Annotated in this window: 24 protein-coding genes; 13 read left to right on the plus strand and 11 right to left on the minus strand. The window is 70.7% G+C overall.

Annotated elements, in window-relative coordinates; genetic code table 11:
- Positions 1-93: 93 nt before the first annotated feature.
- Positions 94-1,575 carry a S8 family serine peptidase gene (locus tag KIF24_RS02575; RefSeq protein ID WP_221082599.1) on the plus strand — a complete coding sequence of 494 codons (1,482 nt, stop codon included), beginning with the start codon at positions 94-96 and terminating at the stop codon, positions 1,573-1,575.
- 65 nt (positions 1,576-1,640) lie between these two features.
- Here KIF24_RS02575 and KIF24_RS02580 read toward each other — a convergent pair whose 3' ends face one another.
- Complete coding sequence (locus tag KIF24_RS02580) at positions 1,641-3,272, minus strand: ricin-type beta-trefoil lectin domain protein (RefSeq protein ID WP_221082600.1); 1,632 nt, start codon at positions 3,270-3,272, stop codon at positions 1,641-1,643.
- A 393-nt stretch (positions 3,273-3,665) separates the two neighbouring features.
- On the opposite strand from KIF24_RS02580, the gene KIF24_RS02585 reads away from it, so the two are divergent.
- The 11 genes from KIF24_RS02585 (at position 3,666) to KIF24_RS02635 (ending at position 15,871) form a co-directional block, all read left to right on the plus strand.
- Complete coding sequence (locus KIF24_RS02585; RefSeq protein WP_221082601.1) at positions 3,666-4,235, plus strand: sigma-70 family RNA polymerase sigma factor; 570 nt, start codon at positions 3,666-3,668, stop codon at positions 4,233-4,235.
- 70 nt (positions 4,236-4,305) lie between these two features.
- On the plus strand, positions 4,306-5,205 hold the full coding sequence (locus KIF24_RS02590; RefSeq protein ID WP_221082602.1) for a zf-HC2 domain-containing protein: 900 nt from the start codon (positions 4,306-4,308) through the stop codon (positions 5,203-5,205).
- Between the two features lie 340 nt (positions 5,206-5,545).
- Entirely contained in the window at positions 5,546-6,082 is a 537-nt protein-coding gene (locus tag KIF24_RS02595; protein ID WP_221082603.1) for a hypothetical protein, read from the plus strand.
- Entirely contained in the window at positions 6,079-6,762 is a 684-nt protein-coding gene (locus KIF24_RS02600; RefSeq protein ID WP_331460989.1) for a hypothetical protein, read from the plus strand. Before KIF24_RS02595 ends, KIF24_RS02600 begins: the two co-directional genes overlap by 4 nt.
- 64 nt (positions 6,763-6,826) lie before the next feature.
- Complete coding sequence (locus KIF24_RS02605; RefSeq protein WP_221082604.1) at positions 6,827-7,180, plus strand: hypothetical protein; 354 nt, start codon at positions 6,827-6,829, stop codon at positions 7,178-7,180.
- 52 nt (positions 7,181-7,232) lie between these two features.
- Positions 7,233-7,976, plus strand: a complete 744-nt coding sequence (locus KIF24_RS02610; protein WP_221082605.1) for a hypothetical protein — start codon at positions 7,233-7,235, stop codon at positions 7,974-7,976.
- Position 7,977: 1 nt separating this feature from the next.
- Entirely contained in the window at positions 7,978-9,009 is a 1,032-nt protein-coding gene (locus KIF24_RS02615; protein WP_221082606.1) for a hypothetical protein, read from the plus strand.
- A gap of 376 nt (positions 9,010-9,385) precedes the next feature.
- Positions 9,386-10,885, plus strand: coding sequence for an SCO6880 family protein (locus KIF24_RS02620; protein ID WP_221082607.1), 1,500 nt, complete (start codon positions 9,386-9,388; stop codon positions 10,883-10,885).
- Entirely contained in the window at positions 10,882-12,678 is a 1,797-nt protein-coding gene (locus KIF24_RS02625; protein WP_221082608.1) for an ATP/GTP-binding protein, read from the plus strand. The genes KIF24_RS02620 and KIF24_RS02625 overlap by 4 nt, the downstream gene beginning before the upstream one ends.
- Positions 12,675-14,438 (plus strand): type IV secretory system conjugative DNA transfer family protein, encoded by a 1,764-nt coding sequence (locus tag KIF24_RS02630; protein ID WP_221082609.1) that lies wholly within the window; start codon positions 12,675-12,677, stop codon positions 14,436-14,438. The genes KIF24_RS02625 and KIF24_RS02630 overlap by 4 nt, the downstream gene beginning before the upstream one ends.
- Before the next feature lie 5 nt (positions 14,439-14,443).
- Positions 14,444-15,871, plus strand: a complete 1,428-nt coding sequence (locus tag KIF24_RS02635) for a glycoside hydrolase family 19 protein (protein ID WP_221082610.1) — start codon at positions 14,444-14,446, stop codon at positions 15,869-15,871.
- A 106-nt stretch (positions 15,872-15,977) separates the two neighbouring features.
- Here the strand turns inward: KIF24_RS02635 and KIF24_RS02640 are convergent, their stop codons facing one another.
- Together KIF24_RS02640 and KIF24_RS02645 are read right to left on the minus strand one after the other, a co-directional pair.
- Positions 15,978-16,376, minus strand: a complete 399-nt coding sequence (locus KIF24_RS02640) for a DUF4913 domain-containing protein (RefSeq protein ID WP_331460990.1) — start codon at positions 16,374-16,376, stop codon at positions 15,978-15,980.
- 38 nt (positions 16,377-16,414) lie between these two features.
- Entirely contained in the window at positions 16,415-17,218 is an 804-nt protein-coding gene (locus KIF24_RS02645; protein WP_221082611.1) for a hypothetical protein, read from the minus strand.
- 243 nt (positions 17,219-17,461) lie between these two features.
- Between KIF24_RS02645 and KIF24_RS02650 the strand changes: the two genes are divergently transcribed.
- The gene (locus KIF24_RS02650; RefSeq protein ID WP_221082612.1) at positions 17,462-18,061 is read left to right on the plus strand and encodes a sigma-70 family RNA polymerase sigma factor; all 600 of its coding nucleotides are present in this window, start codon (positions 17,462-17,464) and stop codon (positions 18,059-18,061) included.
- Here the strand turns inward: KIF24_RS02650 and KIF24_RS02655 are convergent.
- From KIF24_RS02655 to KIF24_RS02690, 8 genes are all read right to left on the minus strand, one after another.
- Complete coding sequence (locus KIF24_RS02655) at positions 17,960-18,481, minus strand: response regulator (RefSeq protein ID WP_221082613.1); 522 nt, start codon at positions 18,479-18,481, stop codon at positions 17,960-17,962. The genes KIF24_RS02650 and KIF24_RS02655 overlap by 102 nt on opposite strands.
- Positions 18,482-18,803: 322 nt before the next feature.
- A complete protein-coding gene (locus KIF24_RS02660; RefSeq protein WP_221082614.1) occupies positions 18,804-19,460 on the minus strand; it encodes a LuxR C-terminal-related transcriptional regulator in 657 nt (218 codons plus the stop codon).
- Positions 19,461-19,462: 2 nt separating this feature from the next.
- Complete coding sequence (locus KIF24_RS02665; RefSeq protein ID WP_221082615.1) at positions 19,463-20,662, minus strand: sensor histidine kinase; 1,200 nt, start codon at positions 20,660-20,662, stop codon at positions 19,463-19,465.
- A 10-nt stretch (positions 20,663-20,672) separates the two neighbouring features.
- The gene (locus tag KIF24_RS02670; protein ID WP_221082616.1) at positions 20,673-21,332 is read right to left on the minus strand and encodes a carbohydrate-binding protein; all 660 of its coding nucleotides are present in this window, start codon (positions 21,330-21,332) and stop codon (positions 20,673-20,675) included.
- A 476-nt stretch (positions 21,333-21,808) separates the two neighbouring features.
- Positions 21,809-22,816 (minus strand): LacI family DNA-binding transcriptional regulator, encoded by a 1,008-nt coding sequence (locus KIF24_RS02675; RefSeq protein WP_221082617.1) that lies wholly within the window; start codon positions 22,814-22,816, stop codon positions 21,809-21,811.
- Positions 22,817-22,835: 19 nt separating this feature from the next.
- A complete protein-coding gene (locus KIF24_RS02680; protein WP_221082618.1) occupies positions 22,836-24,209 on the minus strand; it encodes a GH1 family beta-glucosidase in 1,374 nt (457 codons plus the stop codon).
- Positions 24,206-25,039: a carbohydrate ABC transporter permease gene (locus KIF24_RS02685; protein ID WP_221082619.1), complete on the minus strand. Its 834-nt coding sequence runs from the start codon at positions 25,037-25,039 to the stop codon at positions 24,206-24,208. The genes KIF24_RS02680 and KIF24_RS02685 overlap by 4 nt, the downstream gene beginning before the upstream one ends.
- Complete coding sequence (locus tag KIF24_RS02690) at positions 25,036-26,043, minus strand: carbohydrate ABC transporter permease (protein WP_221082620.1); 1,008 nt, start codon at positions 26,041-26,043, stop codon at positions 25,036-25,038. The genes KIF24_RS02685 and KIF24_RS02690 overlap by 4 nt, the downstream gene beginning before the upstream one ends.
- Positions 26,044-26,076: the final 33 nt, after the last annotated feature.

Genomic DNA, 26,076 nt, shown 5'->3' on the forward strand with positions numbered 1-26,076 from the left:
CGTTTCTGCCGATCGGATTGAACGTAATCGGCGCTGATCCGCTGTAGAGGGTGTCGGCCGGTCGGCCGGCGCCTACTGAAGGAGGACGGATCAGTGCTGGCGAACGTTGGACGCCTGCTGGCGGGTGTGGCGGTTGCCTGCTGCCTGGTCGTGGCGATGGCCGGCACCTCGGCGGCCCAGAAGGCACCGCCGGACCCGCAGGCCTACGTCAAGTACTACGTCGTCGCCGCCGCGTACCAGGAGCAGCCGGAGACCCTCGCCGCGATCGCGATCCGGTTTCTCGGCAGCGGCGAGCGATCCGCGGAGATCTACAACCTGAACGCCGGACGGGTGCAGCCGGACGGGGCGAGCCTGACCGACCCGTCCCGACTCAATCGCGGCTGGTACCTGGTGCTGCCGTGGGACGCTGCCGGCGAGGGGGTGAAGTACGGCCAGATTCCGTCCGGCCCGAAACCGACCACCCGGGCTCCCGCGCCCACCGGCACCGCGAAGCCGCCCGCCAGCCCCAGCCCCAGCCCGAGCGCCAGCCCCAGCGGCAGCCCGTCGCCGACCGGCACGAAGGCTCCCGGTTGTACCGCCGTCGCCGCGTCGAGCAGCCGTTCGGACTGGGCGCAGCTGCGGATGGCGGCCGACGGCGCATGGGACCTCAGCCGTGGCAACGGCGTCATGGTGGCGGTGGTCGACTCCGGGGTCGACGGCGACCTCGAACAGCTCAACGGCCGCATCGCGGTCGGTGCCGACGTCACCGTCGGCAACGGACGCGGTGACACCGACTGTCACGGGACCGGCACGGCGATGGCGAGCATCATCGCCGCGAACGCCAGCGGCGAGCGGACCCCGGCCGGTCTCGCACCGGACGCCACGATCCTGCCGGTACGGATGGTGGGCGCGTCGGGCAAGAGCCGGGCCACGGACGCGGCGAACGCCATCGAGGTGGCGGTGAGCGCGGGTGCCTCGGTGGTGGCCCTCGGCTCGCACGTGGATCTGTCCGCCCCGGCGGTCGTCACCTCGCTGACCACCGCGCTCAACCACGACGTGCTGGTGGTGGCGGGTGCGCCGAGCAAGCCCGTCACGCTCCCGTCGCCCGGTGAGCCCGACGCCACCGGCGCTCTGCTGCTTGTCGGTGGGGTCGGCGCAGACAACCAGTTCGTCGAGGAGTACCAGCCGACCACCGTGGAGGTGGTCGCGCCCGGCGCGGACGTGACCAGCGTGGGGCAGGGTGATGCCGGCCCGCTGAGCTACACGGGCACCCGCTTCGCCGTCGCCTTCGCCGCCGGACAGGCGGCGCTCGTCCGGGCGGCCTATCCCGAGCTGAATGCCGTCCAGGTCGAGCAGCGGATCCAGGACACCGCCGACGCGTTGGGCGGCGACGCTCCCGACGAGAGGTACGGCGCTGGCATGATCAATCCAGCCGCGTCCGTCGCCCGGCCGGTCGAGGACGAGCGGCCGGTCGGGGTGGGCACGGACAACGGTGGTGGTGGCGGTGGCATGGGTGCGCTCGTCCTCCTCGGCCTGGCACTCATCGGTGGCGGTGCCTTCCTGACGTTGCAGCTCCGCCGCCGCGCCCTCGGCTGACCAGCGCCTGACGAAACGGGGTACGGGCGAAGCGCCCGTACCCCGTTCCCGTGTCGAGTTGTCGGTTACCGCTTCCGCCAGGTCTGCTCGGCGTTCCCGACGTAGATCCACAGCTCGAGTGGCTTGTCGGCGCTCTTGGCGTTCATGTCGACGTCGACGGACTTGCCGTTGAGCTTGCTGATGATGCCGCCCTTGGCGTTGAACTGCCACGACTGGGCCGGGTTGCCGCTACAGACGGCCACCTGGATCGCGGTGCCGTCCGTGGAGCCGGCCCAGGCGATGTCCATGCAGAGCCCACGGGCGCGGATCGTGCCGTCCGTGCGGAAGTCCCACCACTGGGCCGGATCCTCCGTGCAGGGCTTCAGCAACAGCCGGGTCCCGTCACCGGTCTTGCCGGAGCTGACGCATCTTCCGCTACGCGGGTGGAAGATCATCTTCATGCCGGCCGGCCGGACCGGTTTCGGCGCGGCGGTGGTCTGCTTCGGCGCGGCGGTGGTCGGCTCCGGCTCGACCGGAACCAGCTCGATGATCGACTGCCTCGGCGTCGGCTTGGTGGTGGGTGGGTCGGCCGACGCGCTCGGCTGCGGCTCGGGCGCCGAGGCCGACGGTGACGCCGAGGGCTCGGCCGGTGCGGGCCGGCCGAGTCGGGTGTCGAGCAGGTAGAGGTCGGTGAGAGCCTTCACCGCCCGCAGAAACGTCTCGGTCGGTTGGTCGAGGGTGCCGCCGGCCTGTCGCACGGCGGTGGGACCGTTGCGGTAGGCGGCGAGCGCCAGCAGGTACGGGTCGCCGTCGAGGTTGGACAGCTCGGTGACCAGGCTGCACATCGCCTCGCCGACGGTCGGGATCGCCACCGTCGGGTCCCAGGCCGAGCCATCCGCTGGCCCGTACGCCCGCCACACCTCGGGGAGGAACTGCGCGATGCCCCGTTGCCCGGTCGGGCCGAGCAGGTTGGCGTCGAACCCGGAGAGCGCGTTCAGTTGGGCGGCGACCATCGGTGGTGTCACCTGATCGCAGACCGATCCGGCCCGCACGACGAGCGGGACGTACTCGGCGGGCACGCCCTTCGCGTCGTTGGCCGGCGGGGGCGTCGGCGTGGGGACGCCGTTCCCGCCGAACTGCCTCAACCGCTCGTAGTACCCGGCGTAGCCGCTGACCAGGTCGACGTACCCGATGGCATCGGCGGGCACCCCCTTGGCCTCGGTTACCGCGGGCAGGCCGGCATGGAACGCGGCCACCGAGAGACGCCAGTGGTCACCCGAGATGCCGGCCAGCCGAAGTTGGCCGCTGAAGTCGCACATCTGGTGGGCGAGCGCCAGGATGCTCGCCGAGATGTCCGAGCGTCGCGCGTCCGGCCACGGCTTCCACGCCCTCCAGTCGTCATCGTCGAGGCCGGCGATGCCCCGGCCACCGGAGGCGGTCTGCCGCGCCCGGTTGTTCAGACCCGACTCGGCCATGAGCTGCCCGGCGATTCTCGCCGGATCGAGCACCGGGCAGGAGCGGGCGGCGGCGGCGATGGCCGTCATCTGCTTCTGGGTGACCGGATCGCCGACCACCGTGTCGTCGCGAGCCGAGGCGACACTCCAGTTGATGGTTGCCAGGACGGCGGAGAGGACGGCCAGTGCGGCCAGGCCGGCCGCCAGCGCTTTGCGCGGCGTACGGCCGAAGGTGAACCTGGTGGATCGGAGATCGGTTGTCACGGGGGCCATCCCTTTCGGCGTGGCGACACTGTCGTGACGAATTTCCAGCGCCCGGCGTTCAGATCCGGCATGGATTTCTCTCGGGAATGTGCCGCACAGACTGAACCGGCTGGGCCGGGGAGCCGTTGATCGGGCAGCGCGCGGCTCCGGCAGGTTCGCGGTCTGGCCGGAGCGAAACCGTCGACAGGGAAAGAGCATGACGTTGAACAGGGAAGACTTGTGCGGTGCGGCGTCCGTCGGTGCGGTCGCGGCCGGCCAGGTGCACACTCGACCTACGGGCGATCTGCGGGTCGTTTGCAGTGCGGCTATGCTGCCTGTGAGGGCCGTGGAAACGGGGGCGCGTCACGTTCACCCGGCCCGCAGGGTGCGATCCGTCCGTCAGGGAGGCGGTCTGTGTCGGCGGTGCCCAACGAGTCGGCTGGACCCTGTCTGTCGGACAGCGCCGCCTTCGATTCGTCCGCCGCCGCGACTCTGCTGAGGCAGGTCGTCGAGGAATATCATCGGCCCCTGCACCGCTTCCTCACCCGCCTGCTGCTCGGGCAGCAGGATCTTGCCGAGGACCTGGTACAGGAGACGTTCCTACGCGCGTGGCGGCACGCGGAAAAGCTCGCCGCCGACCCGTCGAAGATCGCGCCCTGGCTCTACACGGTCGCCCGGCACGTGGCGATCGACGCGATGCGGGCCCGGCAGGCCCGGCCGCCGGAGGTCAGCCTGCCGGATCTCAACCGGATGCCCACCTCGGACGACGAGATGGATCGTGTGGTGAACGTCCACGCGGTGCGGCTCGCGCTGACGATGATCAGCCCGGAACACCGTGAGGTGCTCCACGAGATGTACTACCGGGGCGCCTCCGTAGCCGAGGCGGCGGTGCGACTGGGGATACCCGAGGGTACGGTGAAGTCCAGAGCCTTCTACGCGGTGCGCGCACTACACGCCGCGCTCGGCTCTACCGAAGCGTCCTGATGTCAAGGTCGCCCCGGACCCTGGAACCAGGAAACACCGCGTGGTGCCGACCCGTTGAGGAGAGGGCTGGATGCGCGCAGGCGGGGATCACACCACGGCCGAGCGGGAGAGGCTGACTCTCTACCTGCTGGGGGCCCTGGAGGACGCTGAGCGCGAGTCCTTCGAAGATCATCTCGCCGGCTGCTGGCACTGCCTCGACGAGGCAGCCGCTATCGGCCCCTCGGTCGGCGGACTGGCCGGGCTGGGTGACGCGGACTGGTCACCTCCCACCGCCGAGACGCCGACGCCCGCGCCACCCGCCGCCGAGAATCCGGTGCTGTCCGCGTCCGTTTCGGCGGCGACGGACGCCTCCGACGCGGCGGCGGCCACCGACGGCCGCCCGGCGCGGGACGGCAATGATGATCTCGGTCGCGCTTCGGGGCCCGACGGGGCGGCCGGGACGCGGGAGCGCGACGCCGGTGACGCGGAGACCGGTCCGGTCCGCGGGGCCGGCAGCCGCCCGGCGGGTAGACGTCCGTCCGTCGGGCGTCCGCCGTCGACGGCCGGTTCGCGGCGCCGGCGGCAGGCCCGGTGGGTCGGTGCCGCGGCGGTCGTCCTGGCGTTGGCCGGCGGTGCGGTGGCCGTCAACGAATGGGCCGCCGGCCCCGACGCGGTGCTGACCGCCTCGGGGGAGGCGCCCGGCTACGGTGCCAGCCTCTCCGTCGCCATCACGGTCGGCGACGGGGGTAGCGCCACCATCCGGATCACCGCCACCGGCCTGCGGCAGGGCCTCCGGTACCGCCTGTTCGCCGTGACCCGCGACGGTGCGACGCACGTGGTGCGCGACTGGACCGCCTCGTCCGGGCCGCAGGAGGTGGCCGGCGAGACCTCCCTGCCCATTGACGAGCTGTCGTTCATCACCGTCGGGCTGGTCGACGGCTCCGCGATCGTGACCGCGCCGATCGCCCAGGATCCGACTCCGCCGCGCTGAGCGCAGGCCCCAGCCCCGCACCGGACTCGTCGACGATCCCGACGATCGGCGGATCGCAGGCCTGGGCCGGAGGAGCCGGCCAGGGCCCGAGTGGCGGCAGTCAGCAGCGCAAGGGCAGGAAGTAGCGATCGACGCGATTCTCGCCACGGCAGGGTAGACCCGGATCGCCTGCTCGCGGGCTGACCCGGTGGATCGCTCGGTGCCCCGCCGCGAGCGGGTCGAGGAAAAATCCCGAACTCGTGCTGAACCGAGCGGCCGGCCGCGCCGTAAAGCGGCCGTCACCGGTGCCGGTTGCGCGCCCGGTGACCGCGAAGGCGAGCGGCGAAGGGAGGCGAGGCGGATGGGCAACGGGTCCGTGGCGTTGCGGCGAAACGCGAGATCAGGGCTGGACGAGCCACCCGCCGTGCGGGCGTACGACGACGGCCCGGCCTGGCGGCGCGACAGCCTCTCCGACGAGGGCATCGGGTGGATCGGCGCTCACGGTGGTGCCGGCGCGACCACGCTGACCCGCTTGCTGGGCGGCACCGACATCGGCTGCCGCTGGCCGGATCCGGCCCTCGCCGAGCCCGCTCAGGTCATGGTCGTCGGGCGGACGAACCTGGAAGGGCTGCGGGCGGTCTCCCGCGCGCTGCACGCGATGCGTGAGGGCCGGCACCCGGCCGGGATGCGGTTGCTCGGCGTGGTGCTGATCGCCGACGCGCCCGGCCGGCTTCCGCCGCCGCTGCTCGGCCGGATCCGGCTGCTGCGGTCGATCGCACCGGTACACCGGCTGCCGTGGATCCCGTCATACCGGGTGGGCGGGGAGCCGAAGCGACCGCCGGGGCAACTGTCCCGCCTGTCCACGGTGATCTCCCCCGAGCGACGGAGGCAGCCGTGACCAGGGCTGTCCCGCGCGCAGCGACCGTCGTAGCCCTGCTGGGGATGGGCCTGCTGGCGCCCTCGGCGGCGCTGGCGGCCGAGGACACCTACACCGTGAAGATCCATGGCGGGGGTGCGGTCTACAACTACACCCTCTGCCTGAAGACCACCACCACCATGGCGCGACCGCGCGGCAACGGCAGCGACCGAATTTGCAGCGGGAAGAGGAACTCGACCAACGGGTCCTACGACCTGTCCGCCCCGTACACGTCGGGCGACACGGTGAAGATGGACATCGAGATGCACACCGGTCTCACCGGGGAGTCGGTCACCAAGGACAACGTCGAGATCACCGGGGCGACCAGCTGCACGATCTCGGGCCTGGTGCACGCCGGGAAGTTCGAGTGTGACACTCCGATCAACAGCATCAAGTTCTCGCCGCCGGCGATCGAGGCATACACGATCGACACCAACGAGGACCGGGCGGTCTCGAAACTGCTCGACTTCATGGCGTGGCTGGTGAGCGCCGCCGCTGTGGCCGGCCTGCTGATCACCGCCGCGACGCTGGCGTCGCAGGTGCGTCGCGGTGCCCTCGAAGAGCGGACCGAGTACGTGAAACACCTCGCCTTCGTCCTCACAGCGTGCCTGCTGGCGACCACTGCCGGCCCGATCATCGCGTGGCTCGACATTACCGGGTGACACCCGCCCGGGCCGGAGTCCGCCCGAGTGGAAGAACGACCGTCCTGACCTCGAAGGAGACACAATGATCCTCTCCGACATCTACTACCTGAGCGTGCTGCGGATTTCAGCGGTGCTCCAGGCACCCGCCTATCCCGAGCGCGCTGGCGTCCCGCAGCCCGAGACCGGTGGATCACTGCCGGAAGGACTCGCCGAGAAGGTCGAGCAGGCGCTGGGCCTCGTCGCGTGGATCGGGACGGCGGCTGGTGTCGTCGGTGTCCTGGCCACCGGCGCGGTCATGGCCATCTCGCACAAGCGCGGCGAGAGTTCGGAGCACATGAGCCGCCTCGGCATGGTGCTGGGGGGCTGCATCCTGGTCGCCATGGCCGGGCCGATCGTCACCTGGCTGTTCGGCAGCGGAGGCGGGGGCACCAACTGACCGCCCATCGACCGCGCTCCCGAGCGCTCGTCCGTCCAACAGGGTAGGTGCCATGAGACCGAGATACGCATCCGGCGACGAGCCGGACGAGGAAAGGCCGTTCTGGCAGCACCGCCGCTGGCAGCTGTCGGCCGCCTTTCTCGCCCTCGCCCTCTGTACCGGCACGGTCGCGGCGCTCAGTGGTGGCCGCGACGCCAACTCCAGCGTGTCGGCCCCCGCCGGGCCGGTGATCGGCATGCTCGGCCCGGACGGATCCCGGCCGCAGGACTGTCGCACCGACGACTCCGCGCAGCGGTTGCCGAGCGAGGCGCCACGGGACATCACCTGGCGACCGCTCAACGGGGCGCAGACTCCGCTGTCCGCCTCGGCGGGGCCGCTGAAGACCACCGGGCCGCTGCTGTGGTGTTTCGCGCACACCCCGATGGGGGCGGTCATGGCGGCGCACACCATCTCCCGCCAGATGAGTGGGCCTGACTGGCAGGCGGTCAGTGAGCAGCAACTCGTACCAGGTTTGGGGCGGGACTACTTCGACGCGATGCGTGCGTCGATGCCGGAGACCGGGCCGGTGCAGACCGTCAACGCCCTGGCCGGATTTCTCGTGCTGAGGTACTCGCCGAGCACCGCCACCGTCCGGGTCCTGGTCCGGCAGGCGAACGTGCTCTACGTGTCCCTCGACTACATCGTCGACTGGAACGGTGTGGATTGGCAGCTCCGGCCGCTGAACTCCGGGGGCCTGTACAGCCGGGTCAACCCCGTCGTCTCGCTCGTCGGCTTCGTGCTGTGGAACGAGGTGTGACGTGGCAGAGTGCGCTACCGGTGACGCCGTCTACATCGGCACGGTCGGGCAGGTGGTCGGCTTCTTCGAGCGGGGCATCGACGGCATTCTCAGCGACATCGCCAGCGCCATCCTGGGTGCGGCGGTCGAACTCTTCGCCAACCTCGGCGACATCCCCACGATCGGCGACGAGAGCCTCAACGACAGCATCCACCTTCAGACCGACTGGTTGGTCGTCACGATCGCGGTCGCCTCGCTGCTGGCGGCGGCCTTCCGGATGGCGCTGGAACGCAAGGGGCAGTCCCTCGTCGTGGCGCTGATGGGTCTGGTCCGCATGGTCCTCACCGTGTCGGCCGCCTGGTGGGTGGTCAACTGGCTCGCCAGCGAGGCGGACGCCTACACCGATCATCTCTACGAAGAGGGCATCAAGGCACAGCTCAAGCTGATCGCCAACTGCGGCACGGACGGCCTCACCGCCTTCCTGCTGATCATCATCGGGCTGTTGCTGCTGATCGCCGGCTGTATCCACATCATCCTGATGTACATCCGGCTCGGCGTGATGGTGCTGCTCACCGGCACGCTGCCGTTGGCCGCCGCGGCCTCGATGTCCGAGTGGGGCGGGGGGTGGTGGCGCAAGCACATCGCCTGGATGGTCGCCTGGCTGGCATTCAAACCGGTGGTCGGGCTGATCATGTATTCGGGTGCGGCCATGATCGGTGCCACCGACGACATGGAAGGCGCGGACAACGCCAAGCACTACAAGATCGCCGGCGCCGCCGTCCTGCTGATGGCCGCGGTCGCACTGCCCGCGCTGATGCGGCTGGTCGTGCCGGCAATGGCGAGCCTCGGCTCGCGCGACGGCGTCGGCGCGGGCGCCGCCGCCGGTGCCGCCGGCGCGGGAGCGGTGGCGAGTGGCGCCAAGAAGATCGCCGGCGGCGCGGCCTCGGCGGCCTCCGCCGGCAGGTCCCGGGGCCGAGCGGCGGCAGTTCGTCGCCGGGCGGCGCCTCGGGTGGCGGCCGGTCGGCCGGCGGCTCCGGGGCAGCCCATCCGGTAGCGGTTCCGGTAGCGGGTCCGGTGGTGGTTCCGGCGGGTCCGGTGGCGGTTCCGGCGGGTCCGGTGGTGGTTCCGGCGGTTCCGGCGGTTCCGGTGGCGGGTCGGGCAGCGGTGGGTCGAGATCCGGGCAGATCGCCCGGGGTGCGGTCGGCGTCGCCGCCTCGACGGTCGGTGCCGCGGCCTCGGCGGTGCAGCTGGGCGCACGCGCCGTGACCAGCACCCACAAGCACGCCAGCAACATCGCCAGTGGAGCGCTGCCCGACAGACATGACTAGGGCCTGCGGCGAAGTCCCTGGCTGGCCTGCGGCGGGCTCAGGTTCAGCCGGAGACTTCGACACACGCCCTTGCTGAGGTCCGGGACAAGGAGAAGGCTCATCGTGAGTACGACAGCGGAATCCATGAAGACACCGACGTACGGCAACTGGCGTCGCCCCCGCAAGGCGGGACTGGGCTCGCTGGGCCTGGTCGGGACCGTCGGCCTGTTCGGTGGGCTGGTGCTGGTCCTGATCTCCTCCCTGGTCTCCCTGAACGCGGCCGTGGTGGTAGGGCTTCCGTTCGCGGTGCTGCTGGCGCCGCTGGCGTTCCGCACCGCCGACGGTCGCAACGTCTACGACATGGCCGCCGTCCGGATCGGTTGGCTGCGCCGCAGGTCCAAGGGGCAGCATCTGTACGCCGCCGGGCCGCTGTCGACGCGCCCGGGTGGCCGGTTCCGCCCACCCGGGCTGCTGAGCCGCGTGGTCATGATGGAGGGACGCGACCCGTACGACCGCCCCTTCGGGGTGCTCTACCACCGCAACCGCAACCAGTACACCATCGTGCTCAGCTGCGAGCCGGACGGCGGTTCGCTCGTCGACCCCGACCAGGTCGACACCTGGGTGGCGCTCTGGGGTGAGTGGCTGTCCCGGTTGTCGCACGAGCCGGGACTGCGCGGCGCTTCGGTGGTCATCGAGACCGCGCCCGACCCGGGCACCCGCCTCGCCACCGAGGTGCTGGGTCGGATCTCCCCGAATGCTCCGCCCGCCGCGCGTGCCGTGATGGAGGAGGTGGTGCAGACGTACCCGGACGCGTCGTCGGAGATGAACACCTTCCTCACCCTCACCTACTCGGCACCCGGCGGTGCCCGGCGGGACCACGACGCGATGCTCGCCGACCTGGCGCTGCGGCTGCCCGGCGTGCTGGGTGGGCTGGTCGCGGCCGGTGGCGGCTCGGCGGAACCGCTGTCGGCCGAGCGGATCGCCGAGGTCGTCCGGGTCGCCTATGATCCGGCCGTCGCCGCGGAGGTGCTCGACGTACGCGCCCAGCACGGCGGCACCGGCCTGGAGTGGGCCGACTCCGGGCCGGCTGCCAGCGTCGAGACGGTCACCCACTACCAGCACGACTCCGGGGTCTCCCGCAGTTGGCTGCTGACCCTGGCGCCGCGCGGCACCGTGCGATCCGGCGTGCTGCGCAGCCTGCTGGACCCGGCACTGGGCATCCGCCGCAAACGGGTGGCCCTGGTCTACCGCCCGATCGACCCGGCGACCTCCGCCAAGATCGTCGAATCGGATCGCCGGTCCGCCCAGTTCATGGCGAACTCGACGCGTGGCCTGGTCCGGGCCCGTGCGATCTCCGAGATCGAGGCCGCCGAGCAGACCGCGGCGGAGGAGGCTTCCGGTGCGGGCCTGGTCGAGTTCTCGATGTTGGTGACGCTGACCGTCGACTCGGTCGCCGACGTACGTGACGCCGACGTGACGATGCGGAACCTGCTCGGTGCCACCCGCATCGCGATGCGTCCGGCCGACCGGATGCAGGCCGCCGCGTTCTCCTGCGCACTTCCGGTCGGCATCCTGCCCTGGGAGCAGACGATGATCCCGCACGAGTTGAAGGAGGCGCTGTGACGCCCGACGGTATTCGCCTGCTGGATCTCGGCCAGGGCTGGCCGCGGCATGCCTCCGGACGGGCCACGGCAATGTCGGATCTGGTGGTGCCGGCGGCGGAGACGCAGGACCGAGAGCCCGACGAGACGGGCAAGCAGACTCCCCGGGCGCTGCGGCGGGTACGCCGGCGGCAGGCCCAGCAGGAGGTGGCCGAGCAGCGGTACCTACGGCGGCTGGCCCGGGCCAACGCGGACGAAAACGTGCCGCACCGCGGCTCGTACACCCTCGGCGGCGGCCGGGTGGCCGCGTTGGATCCGCCCACCATGTGGCGGGCGACCACCGTGCAGGCCTGCGGGCTCTGGCCCTTCGCCTCCGGCTCCGGCGCCCCGATGACCGGCATTCCGCTCGGGCAGCACATCCATACCGGGGCCACGGTCTGCGGTGACCCGCTCAACTGGTTCACCCGGGCCCGGTACATCTCCAACCCGTCGCTGTTCATGCTGGGCATGCCCGGCCTCGGCAAGTCGACGCTGATCAACCGGATGCTGATCGGGCTGAGCGCGCAGGGCGTCGTGCCACTGGTGCTCGGTGACCTCAAACCCGACTACGCGGACACCGTCCGTGCCCTCGGCGGGCAGGTCATCTCCATCGCCCGTGGCGTCGGCGGGCTGAACATCCTGGATCCCGGCGCGATGGGCATGGCCGCCGCGAAGATCGGCGGACAGGCGGGGCAGGCCCTGGCCGCCGAGACCCACGGTCGGGTCCTCAACATGGTCGCGGCGCTGCTCACCATCGTCCGGGGGGTGCCGATCACCGACCACGAGCAGTCGGTGCTCTCCGCCTGCCTCCGTCACCTGCGCGAACGCACCGCCGTGGGGCGGACGTTCCGGCTGCCCCAACTGCTCACCGTGCTGGAGGAGGGGCCACCACGGGTGCGGCAGGTCACCCTCGACCGGGGCCAGGAGTCCCGCTACCGCGACGCCGTCGACCCGCTGCACCGGTCGCTGCTCGGCATCCTCGACGGCCCGCTCGGCGACACCTTCGCCGCGGAGACCTCGACCCGGATCGACCCGGACGCCACCGCCGTCTGCATCGACATCTCCCGCATCGGTGAGGCCGACGGGCAGTTGACCGCCGCCGCGATGCTCGCGGCATGGTCGGACGGGCTGGGTACGGTGGCCGCGTCGCATGCCCTGGCCGATGCGGGGCTGGCGCCCCGGCGCTGGTTCTTCACCGTGCTCGACGAGTTGTGGCGACCCCTGCGGGCGGCCTCCGGCATCGTCGACCGGATCGACGCCCTCACCCGGCTGAACCGCTCCCTCGGCCTCGCCGATGCGAAGATCACCCACACCCTGAAGGACGCCGAGGCGCTCGGCAACGAGGCGGACAAGGCCAAGGCCCGGGGTTTCGTCGAGCGCGCCGGCATGGTGGCCTGCGCCGGGCTGCCCAGGGCGGAGATGGAGGATCTGGGTCGGGTGGTCGGGCTGTCCCGGCGCGAGATCGAGCTGGTGTCGTCCTGGTCCTCGCCGCCGGGCTGGGCGCAGGACGGTGGAAACGAGGAGCCGCCCGGCCGGGGCCGCTTCCTGATCAAGGTCGGTGGACGCCCCGGCATCCCGATCCGGGTCGCGATCACCGACACGGAACGCCACCTGCACGACACGAACAGCCGCTGGGTCGCCAACGGCGACGCGGACCGGCTGAGGGCCGAACGGGCCGCCGTGGTACGCGCCGTGACCGGAGGCGACCTGCTCGGCAGCGCCGGGCCGGTGCCGCACGATGACGTCCAGGAGCAGCACGACGCGGGGCAGCGATGAGCCGCCCAGGTGGGATCGGGCAGGAGTACCTGCCCTGGCTGATTCCCGGTTTCGCGCTGATCAACCTGGTGATCTTCGCCCTGCTGTGGCTGGGCGGCGCGCTCGCTGCCGCGCTTACCGGGCACGGCTGGCAACCCGCACCGTTCACCCTGGACGTCTACCTCAGTCTGATCGGCGGCGCCACCGAGAAGGTCTGGCCAGGGGTGCCGCCGTACCTGGTCTACGGCGGGGCGGTCACGCTCGTCCTGCTCGGGGCCTCGCCGGCGGCCGGGCTCACCCGTGGGGTCGTACGCCGCCTCGGGCAGCCGCGCAGCCTCGCCCGGGCCGGTGAACTCAGCGCCCTGACGGGCAAGGGGATCGAGGCCCGCGCCCGTCAGTTGCGTCCCGGGCTGAAGGACGTCGGCCGGCTGCATCCCGACGACACTGGCAACCTGCTCGGCGACCTCGTGCCCGCCGGGCCGGAACTACGCTCCTCCTACGAGGACGTCGAGCTCGACCTGATGGCCCCGCGTGCCGGCAAGTCCACCGGGATCGCCGTTCCACGGGTGCTGCGTGCCCCCGGGGCGGTCATGCTGACCTCGAACAAGTCCGACGTGTTCACCGTCACCCGGCAGGAGCGGTCGAAAGCGGGCCGGGTGTGGACCTTCGACCCGCAGGGCATCGCGTACACCGAGCGAGAGATGTGGTGGGACCTGCTCAGTGGCTGCGACACCATCGAAGGTGCGCGGCGACTGGCCGGCCACTTCGTCAGCTCGGTGAACGACGACTCGTCCAAGAAGGACTTTTGGATCGCGGCGGCCCAGAACACGCTGACCGCACTCTTCCTCGCCGCCTCTCGCAGTGGCGCGTCCGTCAACGAGCTGCTGGCCTGGCTCGCCGACCCCGCCGACCGGACGCCGATCGATCTGCTCCGCGACCTCGACATGCCGGCCATGGCCGACCAGTTGCAGGGCACCGTGCGTGGCGCGGTGGAGACCCGCGACGGCATCTACGAGACCGCCCGGCAGTGCGTCGCCTGCCTGCTCGATCCGCGGATCGTGGCCTGGGTAAGCCCTGACCCGCTACTGCCAGAGTTCGTCCCGGAGGAACACGTCCTCAGCCGGGACACCCTCTACCTGCTTTCCAAGGACGGTGGTGGTTCCGCCGCAGGGGTGATCGCCGGGCTGGCGGACGCCGTCATCCGCGCCGGCGTGGTCGCCGCCGAACGGATGGGCGGGCGGCTGGATCCGCCGCTGACTGCGATCCTGGACGAGGCGGCAAACGTGTGCCGCATCTCCGACCTGCCGGATCTCTACAGCCACCTCGGCTCGCGGGGCATCAGCGTGGTGACGTTGTTGCAGAGTTACCGGCAGGGTGTCCGGGTGTGGGGTGAGGTGGGAATGGACGCGCTGTGGAGCGCGGCCACCATCAAGCTGCTCGGTGCCGGTCTGGACGACGCCGACTTCGTGGACAAGGTCGCCAAGCTGGTCGGCCAGCACGACGTGCGGACCCCCACCTACTCCCGCTCCAAGGACGGCTCGTCACGGTCGGTGTCCTACCGGCAGGAACAGGTGCTGCCGGTGGACAAGATCCGAGCCCTGCCCAAGGGCACCGCCCTGCTGCTGGCCACGGGGGTGCGGCCGGCGCTGATCCGGCTGCGTCCCTGGTACAAGGAGCCCGACGCCGGGGCGATCTCCGCGGCGGCCAGGGCTGAGGTGCAGGCCATCACCGACCGGGCCGCGGCGAGATGGAGCCGCCGCGAGTCCCGCCAGGTCGGCTGAGCAACATGGCCTTGAAGGGGATGCAGGCGGCCGGCCGGGCGACGAAGTCGCTGACCAGTTTCGACTCGGCGCAGCTGGCCTGGTTGATCATCTCGGTGATCGGGATGCTCCCGCTGTCGGTGCTGGCGACGTTGGCCCTGATAGTCCTGGTCGTCATCTTCGCCATGGCCGGCGGGTCGCAGATGACGTCGTCCTCGCCCGATCCGTCCGCCAGCAGCGGATCGACGTCCAGCACCAACGCCCTGATCGAGTTGGCCGGCGGAGACGGCCGCGGCAGCTTCAGCGCGACGAGCGTGCCGGATCAGGACCTGGTCGCGCCGATCAGGGCCGCCGCCCGCGAGTGTGGCCTGCTGACCCCCGTGATCATCGCGGCGCAGATCGACTACGCGTCCGCATTCGACGCGGACAAGGAGGGCCCCGGCGGGCGCAAGGGGCTCTCCCAGCTGACGCCCGAGGTGTTCGACGAATACGGTGAGGACGACGACGACAGCGGCGAAGCGTCCGTGCTCGACGACGAGGACTCGATCCACGCCCACGCCCGATACTTCTGCCACCTGGCCGAGGAGACCGATCGGCTGCTGACGGAGAGGAAGGTGGTCGGCGACCACCTCACCCTGACCCTGATGGCCTGGGAGATCGGCCTGGAGACGGTCGAGGCCCAGGGCGGCATGCCCGTCCTCGCCCTGGGCAGCTACCCGTTCCAGATCCGGGGGCTCTTCGCGAAGTACACCCTCGGTGGCGAGGGGGCCGACTCACCGACCGCCCTTGCGACGGAGGAAGGTTCGGACGACGACCCGGACGCCGAAGGGGCAGCGCTGCTCAGCGAGTCAACCTTCGGCGCGATGTTCCCCAACCGGAACTCCTTCTACAGCTACGCCGGGCTGACCGACGCAATGGAGAAGTTCCCCGCCTTCGCCGGCACGGGGAACGAGCAGACCCGCAAGCGGGAACTGGCCGCCTTCCTGGCCAACATCGACCACGAGTCCGGCGGCCTGGTGCACGTCGAGGAGATCAACCGGGCCGCATGGGGCAACTACTGTGACACCGGCCAGTCCTACGGATGTCCCGCCGGGCAGACCGCCTACCACGGCCGCGGGCCGATCCAGCTGAGCTGGAACACCAACTACAAGACCGCCGGCGACGCGCTCGGTCTGGACCTGCTCAACGAGCCCGACCTGGTGAAGAACGACGCCTCGGTGGCCTGGCAGACAGCGCTCTGGTTCTGGATGACCCAATCCGGCGCGGGCACGATGACCGCGCATGCCGCGATCATCGACGGTGAGGGGTTCGGCGAGACGATCAGGACCGTCAACGGTGCCCTGGAATGCGGTGGCGGCAACCCGGCGCAGGTGCAGGCACGGGTCGAGGCGTACCAGCGATTCACCGCCAGGTTGGGCGTCGACCCCGGGGCCGACAACACGCTGACGTGCTAGCCCGGCGGGCATCACCGTGACGACGACGTGTGTGGTTCGTGCCCGGTCGATGACCCCCGGGGACTGCGGCGACCGTTTCCACGGCCGCCGCAGTCTCGTCAACCCGTCAGGAGTCGACGGTGAACGGCTCCACGACGGGCGACGCCTTGGCCCGATGCGCTCCGGTCTTGCAGCCGGCGAAGGGCCCAGCCGGGTCACGAAGGGTGGTCATCACCGGGCCCAGGTAGTCCCGATGCCAGTTGGCCGGGCCCAGCGGCCCGCCGGGGTGACCGGTCAGCTCTTGCCAGGTCATCCAGAGAGCGTGGAGGTGAGCCACCGCCTCGGCATGATTCCACCAGCTCGGGCACCAGGGCGTGGACGAGGTCACTTCCCGTCCGTACGTCGGCAACAGGACATGCTCGACCCAGATGCACAGGTGGGCCAGAGCCTCGTCGTACTCCTCGCCGTCGAGGTAGTAGATGAAGCGCGGCGGTGGCGGCGATGGTGCCGGCGGATGCACGGTCACGGCTGCCGGCTGCTCTCGGCGTCGCTCGGCCAACGCCGTCACTTCCGGCCCTTGCTCTTCTGCTGCCCGCTCGCCCCAGCCAGGTTGTTGCCGTAGGCGGACATCCGGGTGGACGACGAGCTCTGCACCGGCCCGATCCGCTGCACCTCACCGCCCTGCTGCTGACGAACAGAGGCCTCCTGGGAGATGGCGCGGAGCTGATTGCCGACGGGACCGTCGGCGAGCCGTGCTTGACGCAGGGAGTTCAACAGGTCACCAGAGACCGACTCGTTGTGCACGTTCGGGCTCGCCTGGACGTAGTCGATCCGGTCGTTCACGTGGTTGGTCCAGTCCTGACTTCTGGCGATGGGCCGGTCCCGAGGGACCGCGTCCCGCACCTCGTTCCAGTTCTCGGTGATGGTCTGGGTCTGCCGCTGGTAGGAGGCCAGGAGCTCCTCGCTGGCCACATCGTTGCCGGGCAGGTGCATGTTGGTCCCCCGCAGGTCGCGGTCGTCGGGATGCTGATACGTCCGGTCGGCGAACTCGTGGCCGCCCACCTCGTGGTCGAGACTGCCATCCGCGGTCAGGCCCGGTTGTCCCGGCTGTGCGTAGGAAAAGCTGGGGTCGTAGGTGACTTCGTTGGGCTGGCCGTGCGGGGTCGCATGCCACTGCGCGGACTGTCCGTTCCCGGCCTCCGAGAACCGGACCCGGTCCAGATTCTGCGCCGTCTGGTCTCGCAGCTCAGCCCCGTCCGAGTCCGAACTCGACCCCGAGGACCGCGGCTCCCCGCCGTTCAACTCACGAACCCGTCGCTCATAGCTCAGCCGGCTCATCTTGATGTCTTCCGACTTGTTCCTGCCCACCGTGCCCCCTCCGTCGTGGTAGCTCCCGGATGCCCGAAGAACCGGACGACCGCATCACGGACCAGCGGCCCGAGCGGTTCAACCCGGACCCGCAGAACTTCCGGCACCCGGATCGTCAGCCTGTTCCGGGCCGCGTCTCGGCCCAACTGGGTCCTTCGCCTCAGGTGCCGCGAGAGGGAGGTCACTAGCCTCCGTCACGGGGTGCCCCGGGCAGACCGTCCGGGCTTGGGAAAGAGAACAGCTGTGGATATCGAGACATGCCCGTCGAATGACGCGGACGTCGACGCCGTACGCCGGATGCGGGCCATCTTCGCCGCGAACTCCCAACCGCTGTACTCCTTCCTGCTCCGGCTGACCCGGGGACAGCGCGAACTCGCCGAGGACCTGATGCAGGAGACCATGCTGCGGGCGTGGCGCCGGCTGGAGGATCTGCCGGAAGAGGCGGACACCGTCCGTCGATGGCTCTTCATCGTCGCCCGACACCTGGTGATCGACGCCGCCCGGGCACGCGCCGCCCGTCCGGCGGAGATCTACGGGATCGACGTGGCGTGGATGCCGTCGCCGGACAACGCCTTCGAGGAGATCGTGGACCGGTTCGCCCTGGCCGACGCGCTCCGTCAGCTCACCCCCGAGCACCGCGCCGTGCTGGTCGAGCTCTACTACGGTGGCGCCTCGGTCGCCGAGGCTGCCACCCGGATCGGGATTCCGGAGGGGACGGTCCGGTCGCGGTCGTTCTACGCCCTACGAGCCGCGCGGGGAGTTCTCGGCTCGGTCGACGAGGGCCGCCGCGGCCTGCCGCCGGGTCCGCAGCTGCCAGCTCGCGGCAGCTACCGCCACCGGTGAGAGCCAGCCCAGCCCGGCGGCGACCGCGCGAACGGCACCGAGCAGGTCGGCCGCTTCGAAGTGGCCGTACACCAGACAGCCGCGCACCGGTGCGCAGAGCAGTGCCGTGATCGCCCGGCGTTCGGTGGCGCCGGTCAGGATGATCACTGGTGACCAGCGGGCGAGGGCGCGGATCAGATCCTGGTCGTCCGGCGCGGTGACCCGGTCGTCCAGCAGGATCACCGCGGGGCGCAGCCGCTGGGCCAAGCGCACCGCCTCGCCGCCGTCACCGGTGAGAGCCACGACCTGTATCCGCTCGCCGGAGTGGAGCACCGCGCCGAGAGCTGCCCGCTCCGAGGTGTCGGGGTGGCCGATCAGCGCAGTGACCGGCTCCGTGTCGCTGGCGGTGCCGTTCCTCGACCGTCCGTTGGCATCGCTCATCGGCCGGTCGCCGATCCGTCCCTCATGGCTACCTCATCCGAGCGCTGTTGCCGGGCGGAAGAGCCCGTCGCTCGTACGACGACGGTGCGGGCCGCGGCGTTCAACCGTGGGCGCCGGACGAGATGCCCGGCGGAGCGCCGAACAGGGGCTGGGCGGCGGCGAGCTCTGGGTGCTCAGTGTTCCTGCGACTCCTGTCGAGCTGATCCGTTTGTGCCATCACCCGCCGGGGCAACCAGGTCGGTCACCGCGATCCGTTCACGCCATCAGCTCGACAGGGCGCACACACCCTCATAACCCAGCCATCCGTACCGACGTGCGCCTACTACCGGCCCGTCCACCGCACCACCGCTTCGGTGCGGTTGGTGGCCTGCAGCTTGATGAAGATGTTCGCCAGATGGTTCTTGACCGTCTTTTCGGTAAGCAGCAGCCGGCGGGCGATCGCCGCGTTCGAATGCCCGGCGCACAGCAGCGCCATCACATCCTGCTCGCGCCGGGTCAGGCCGAACTCCTCGCGCCGTTCCCGGGCCTTCTCCGTCCGGTCGGCGTCCTCCTGTTCGCGGGCCGCCTGCTCGCGAAGCACGGAGATGGTGATCGAGGCGCTGCGCGCCGACAGCCAGCCCTGGCCGGCGGCCACGGCCCGGACCGCACGCAACAACTCGGCCGGATCGAACTCACCGTGCACCAGGTAACCGCGGGCACCGCCGCGGAGCATCCCGGCGATCAGATCGTCGGCGTCGTCGCTGGTCAGGACGAGGATGCGAGAGTACTCCGCGAGCTGGCCGACCACGCTGAGGCCGTCGGCGATCGGCATCCGGTGATCCAACAGCGTCACGTCCGGACGTAGCCGCCGTGCCACGGTCACCGCGGTCCGTCCGTCCGGTGCCTCACCGACCACGGTCACGTCCTCGGCGCTGGAGAGGTAGCCGCGCAGGGCCGTCCGGACGATCGGATTGTCGTCGACGATCATGACTTCGATCATGGCTACCATCCGTCGGGTCGAGCCGTGGCGGTGTCGGTGGCAGCCGATAGCGGAACCCGGGCCACCACCGTGGTGCCCGTTCCGCTGCCCGATTCCAGCCGTAGTGCGCCGCCGACCGCCTGGGCGCGTTCGGCCATCCCGATGATGCCGAAGCTGCCCTCGGCGGACAGCGCGGTCAGCTCGCCGGGCGGGACGAAGCCAGTGCCGTCGTCCTGGATGGTCAGCACCACGTGCCCGTCCCGTTCCTGCAAGCCGACCTGGACCAGGGTGGCGTCCGCGTGTCGGGCCACGTTTTCCAACGCTTCGTCCAGGATCTGGGTCAGCTCGTACCGGGCCGCCGGGGTCGGCTCCTCGACGGCGGTGACGTCGAGCCGCGCCGGCACCCTGCTCCATTCCGTCCAGGCATGGCACACCTGGCGCAGGTGCTCGGGGAACGGCCGGTCCAGTGCGTCCCGACGCAGCCCGGTGAGCAGTTCGCGGGCCTCTCGGATTGCGGTGTCGGCTCCGGCGGAGACGGTGCTGGCGAGTTCCTCGGCCAGGTCGGGCTGGCGGCGGAGCAGGGTGGGAAGGGCGACGGCGGCGAACGAAACACCGCGCAGGGTCTTCGCGACCGAGTCGTGCAACTCGCGCGCCAACCGCGCCCGCTCCGAGGCCGCCGCCGAGTGGTAGGCGCCGGCCACCGCTGCGATCGAAGCGTCGAGGTAGCGGGCCAGGGCCGCGGTCACCACGGCTGCGCCGTAGCCGCAGACGATGTTCATCATCGGAAACGCCAGCACGAACGGCGCCGAAATGGAGTCCACCGTCCCGTCGGTCCGGAGCAGGTGCGTCGCCACGGCCAGCCCGAGGCCGGCGTCGGCGAACCAGAGGGGTAGCGCGCGGGCCCCCAGCAGGGTGCCGGTGAGCGCGGCAAAGCCGGCGGCGTAGCAGAAGAAGGCCACGTTTCCCTGGTCGAGCACCAGTACGGCGATCATGATGACCGCGTCGACGACCAGGAATCCCAATCGCCATCGGATGACGCTCGGCCATCGGCTCAACACGGTGACCTGGACGGTGGTGGCGACGGTGATGAGCACGAGGGTGCCGACCGTCTGCCAGGGATCCTCGGCGAGCCGGATGCCGACGCCGACCGCCGCCAGTGTCAACGCCAACCTGCCGAGCAGCATGGCCCGGCACAGCGCGACGTACGCGACGAATCGGCTCATCCGCTCGCGGTCAGCTTATGGTGATCTTGTCGATGTCGGGAGCTGGGTCGGTGTCGTTGTAAAAGGCGATGCTGACCCGCCCGGCCGGGACGGTTGCGGTGTATCGGAAGGTGCGGGGAGTGTCCCAGTCGGTCCCGGTGAGGTGGTGCGTGGTCGGTGGGGCACCGTTGATGGAGATCTTGAGGCTGCGTTCGCCCTTGACCTCGTACCCGACGGTTATGGTCCGGCTGCCGGCGGCGGCCGTGGTCAGGTAGGCGGTGAGCCTGCCGACGTAGCGGACCCGGGCACCGCCCTCGCAGGCGGGACAGGCGGCGATGCCGGCGCCTTCGCCGAGTACGTTGCCGGGGTCCTCGGCCTCCACGCTGACCGGCCTGAACGACGGCGCTTCGGTGGAGCGGTCCAGGGTGGCAAGCGGCGGTGCTGGCGCCACCGGCCCGACCGACCGGCCCGGCGCCGGTACCGAGACCGGTCCGCTGCTCGGCGCACTCGGCTCGGCGGCCGTTCCGGCGCTCTGCCTGGTGCGGCCAGCCGAGGTCGGGAAGACGCTGGGGGAGGACGAGGCTGGCGGGACGGTCGGGTCGCTCGTCGCGGCGGGGGCGGCGGCGCCGTCCGGCCGGTTCTCGTCCGGGGCCAGGAGCGATGGGACCGCGATCGCGGTCAGTGCAATCATGCCGGCCAGGGTGCTGATTCCCACCAATTGCCGGGTGCGGGTCGAACGATCCGGTGCGCCGCCGAGGATGCGGCGGCTCGGATCGGCCGCATTCAACGCCGTTTCGGTGGGCACCGTTCGACTCCCCCACGGATCGAGCCACGAACCCTGCGCGTGACGCGCCCACGGTACATACCGGAATTGGTCACAGACAATGCCGGACCGGCCCGATCCGGGCGGGATCGGCGGCTCTACGGGCAGTGAATGCCGGACCCTCCGGGCGGGCCGGTGCCGGCCGGATGTCCTGGCGCGACGGCCGTGAGCAGTGCCGAGCCGCCCTGGCGCCGGCCGATACGGGCGGCTCGGCCAGCCGGGCATCGTAGCCGCCCGGTTCCGACGCCCCTGGGGCGAAAGACCCAGCCCGTCGGGGAAACCGCGAGGCGTAATGAGGATGAAATGCCGAACATCACAGTCCTCAGAGGTCGGTTGGCCGGACCTCAGGCGGAGTCGCGGATGATCAGCTCGGTCGGGAGGATCAGGGCCGGCTCGACCGCCTCGCCGGCGGCGAGGCGGAGCAGCAGCCGGGTGCCCTGCCGGCCGAGTTCCAGAATCGGCTGCCGGACGGTGGTCAGCGGCGGGTCGGTGTATGCGGCGGTCTCGATGTCGTCGAAGCCGATCACCGCGACGTCGTCCGGCACCCGCCGACCCGCCTCACGCAGCGTCCGCATCGCGGCGTGCGCCATCAGGTCGGACGCGGCGAAGACGGCGTCCAGGTCGGGATGGGCGGCGAGCAGTTCGCGCATCGCCGCCGCGCCGGACTCGCGGGTGAAGTCGCCGACCGCCACCATTTCGGGCTGCCCGGCGGCGGCCACCGTGTCCCGGTAGCCGGCGAGCCGTTCGATCCCGGCGACCATGTCCTGTGGGCCGGCGATGGTGGCGATCCGCCGCCGGCCGCCGTCGATCAGGTGCCGCACCGCCCGGGTGACGCCGCCGACCTGGTCGACGTCGACGTACGGCACCTGGGCGCCGTCGAGCGGCCGGCCGCTGCACACCACCGGGATGCCCAGCGCGGCCAGCCGGGCGGGCAGCGGATCGGCACCGTGCAGCGAGGCGAACAGCACCCCGTCGACGTGCCGACCGGTGGTGTACCGCGCCACCCGCTCGTGCCCGGCCGGTGAGCCGGCCAGCATCAGCACCAGCTGCTTGTCGGCGGCCTCCAGCTCCTGCGCGGCACCCCGGATGATGCCGGGGAAGACCTGGTCGTCGGAGAAGACCCGGGTGGCTTCCTCGGGCATGACCAGGGCGATCGAGTCGGTCCGCTGGGTGACGAGGGTGCGTGCGGCCAGGTTCGGCACGTACCCGAGCTCGGCGACCGCCTGGCGGACCGCCTCCTGGATCGGCGCGGCGACCGTGGTCGAGCCGTTGACCACCCGGGAAACGGTGGCCCGGGACACCCCGGCCCGTCGTGCCACCGCTTCCAGAGTGGGCCGCTGTGCCCCCGTCATCGGCGTTACCACCACCTCTTCACAGCCCGTTCCGGGAGATCACCTCCTGGTACCACCGGGCACTGGACTTCGGTGTACGCCGCTGAGTGAGGTAGTCGACGTGCACGATGCCGAAGCGCTTGCGGTACCCCTCGGCCCACTCGAAGTTGTCAAGCAATGACCATACGAGATAGCCGCGCAGGTCGACGCCCCGGGCGATCGCCTCGTGCGCCGCGCGCAGGTGCCCGTCGAGGTAGGCGATCCGGTCGGTGTCCTGCATCGGGCTGGTCACGTCCGCGGCGGCCTTGTCCGGGAAGGCCGCGCCGTTCTCGGTGATCAGCAGCGGCACCGCCGGATAGTCGGTGGCGATGCGTTCCAGCAGCCGGGTCAGGCCCGCCGGTTCGATCATCCAACCCATGTCGGTCAGCGGCCCGACCGGCGCCAGGAACTGCACCGCGCCCTCGGTGCCCGGGTACGCGCCGCCGCCACCGGCACCGTCCGGCCGCCCGGCCACGTAGGTCGGCGCGTAGTAGTTGACCCCGAGCAGGTCGATCGGCGCGGCGATGATCTTTTCGTCGTCGTCCCGCACGAAGGCGGGCTCGACGATCCGGGCGACGTGCTCGCGGACGTCGTCCGGGTACCCGCCGACCAGCAGCGGATCCAGGAAGATCCGGTTGTGCAGGCCGTCGACCAGACGCGCGGCGGCGGCGTCGGCCGCGCTGTGCGGGTCGGCGGGGCGTACGTCGGCCGGGTTGAGAGTGATGCCGACCCGGCCGGCGCCGCCCGCGCGCAGCGCCTGGGCGGCCAGGCCGTGTCCGAGCAGCAGGTGGTGCACGGCGGCGAAGGCCGCCCCCGGATCCTGCACCCCGGGGGCGTGCACCCCGTTGCCGTAGCCGAGGTAGGCCGAGCACCACGGCTCGTTGAGCGTCGTCCAGGTGCCGATCCGGTCGCCGAGCCGGGCATACACGGCGGCGGCGTAGGTGGCGAAGCTCTCCGCGGTGTCCCGGTTGGTCCAGCCGCCGTGATCCTCCAGGGTCTGCGGCAGGTCCCAGTGGTAGAGCGTGACGATCGGGTCGATGCCCCGGCCCAGCAGCGCGTCGGTCAGCCGGTCGTAGAAGTCCAGCCCGCGCGGGTTGACCGGCCCGGTGCCGTCCGGCTGGATCCGGGGCCAGGACACCGAGAAGCGGTACGCCTGCAGGCCCAGCTCGGCCATCAGTGCGACATCGTCGGCGTACCGGTGGTAGTGGTCGCAGGCGACGTCACCGGTGTGCCCGGCGTGCACCCTGCCGGGAATCCGGCTGAAGGTGTCCCAGATCGATTCGCCGCGCCCGTCGTCGCGCGCCGCCCCCTCGATCTGGTACGCCGCCGTGGCCGCACCCCAGAGAAAATTGTCGGGAAATCGCAGTTCAGTCACGCTTTGACCGCACCTTCCATGATGCCGCCGATGATCTGGCGGCCGAACAGGACGAACACCAGCAGCAGCGGCAGTGTGGCGATGGCCGTACCGGTGAAGACCTGGGACATGTCCTGGTAGTAACCGTCGGACAGGGCCCGCAACGACAGCTGCACGGTCGGATTCTCCGGGTCGTTGAGCACCGCGTACGGCCACAGGAAGTCGTTCCAGGTGGTCATGAAGGTGAGCAGGCCGAGCACGGCGGCGGCCGGCCGCAACGCGGGCACCACCACGTTCCAGTAAATCCGTGCGGTGCCGCAGCCGTCCACCCGGGCCGCCTCGATCAGCTCGGTGCTGACCGCCTGGCCGGCGTACTGCCGCATCATGAACACCCCGAATCCGGTGACCAGCGCGGGCATGATCACCGCAGGTAGCCGGTCGTTCAGGTTCAGCTTCGTCATCAGGATGTACAACGGGATGACGCCCAGTTGGGTGGGCACCATCATCGTCGCGATGATGACCATCAGCAGCGCGTTGCGGCCCCGGAACCGCAGCTTGGCGAAGGCGAATCCGGCGAGGGTGGAGAAGAGCACCACCGAGGCGGTGACCGTGATCGCGACGATCGCCGAGTTGATCAGGCCGGTCAGGAAGTACGCGTCCGTGTTGGCGAACAGCCGGGCGATGTTGGCGCCCAGGTTGCCCCCGGGAGTCACCGGCGGCGGCAGCTGTCCCATCGCGTCGCTGGAGCGGCTGGCCACCACGAACATCCAGTAGATCGGAAAGACCGACAGTCCTGCGGCGGCGATCAGTGCGAAGTACGTCAGCGGGCTGGCCCGCCACAGCTTGCTCATCGCGGGCCTCCCGTGCGCTTGCCGTTGTCCGGGCGGGCGCCGGCGCCGAGCCGCCGGATGATCAGTACGTTGATCGCCGCCACGATCGCGATCAGGGCGAAGAGCAGCCAGGCGACCGCCGAGCCGTAGCCGAAGTTGTAGTACGGCGCGAAGGCGTTCTCGAACATGTACATGGTCATCGTCTGCGACTCACGCATGGGTCCGCCGCGGATCGCGTTGGTCCCGGAGTGGAACAACCGGGGCTCGGTGAACAGCTGGAGCCCGCCGATGGTGGAGATGATGACGCAGAAGATGATCGTCGGTTTGAGCAGCGGCACGGTGACGCTCCAGAACTGCCGCGCCCGGTTCGCGCCGTCGATCGCCGCGGCCTCGTAGAGGTCGCGCGGGATGGCCTGCATGGCGGCCAGGAAGATCAGCGCGTTGTAGCCGGTCCACCGCCAGTCGACCATCGCCGAAATGGCCACCCAGGAGGCGAAGCGGTCGGACTTCCACCCGATCCCGTCGATGCCGACCAGGTCGAGCATCCAGTTGACCATGCCGAACTCGCGACCGAACAGCACACCGAAGACGATCGCCACGGCGGCTGTGGAGGTGACGTTGGGAACGAGCACCGCCATCCGCCATCCGGTGCGCAGTCGTAGCTGCCGGTTCAGCAGGTTCGCCAGCCAGAGCGCCAGGAGCAGCTGCGGCACGGTGCTGATGACGAAGATGCCGAGGGTGTTGACCACCGAGTGCCAGAAGTCGCTGTCGGCCAGTAGTCGGGTGTAGTTGTCGGCGCCGACGAAGACGGGGTCGCTGCCGAGCAGGTCCCATTCGTGCAGGGAGACCCAGAAGGTGTACACCAGCGGCCACGCCCCGAAGATCGCGAAGATCACGAAGAAAGGGGCGATGTAGAGGTACGGCGAGTACTTCGCGTCGATCCGGCTCAGCCGGCCGGCCCGGGACGGGCGGGTGTCACGCGACGCCGGTGTGGCCGGTGGTCGCGCGTCGAGGTGCAACGCCATGACCCGTGGACTCCTTTCCATGCCCCCGCCCCG

Origin of the sequence: Micromonospora tarapacensis, from assembly GCF_019697375.1 — a bacterium.
Classification (GTDB): Bacteria; Actinomycetota; Actinomycetes; order Mycobacteriales; family Micromonosporaceae; genus Micromonospora; species Micromonospora tarapacensis.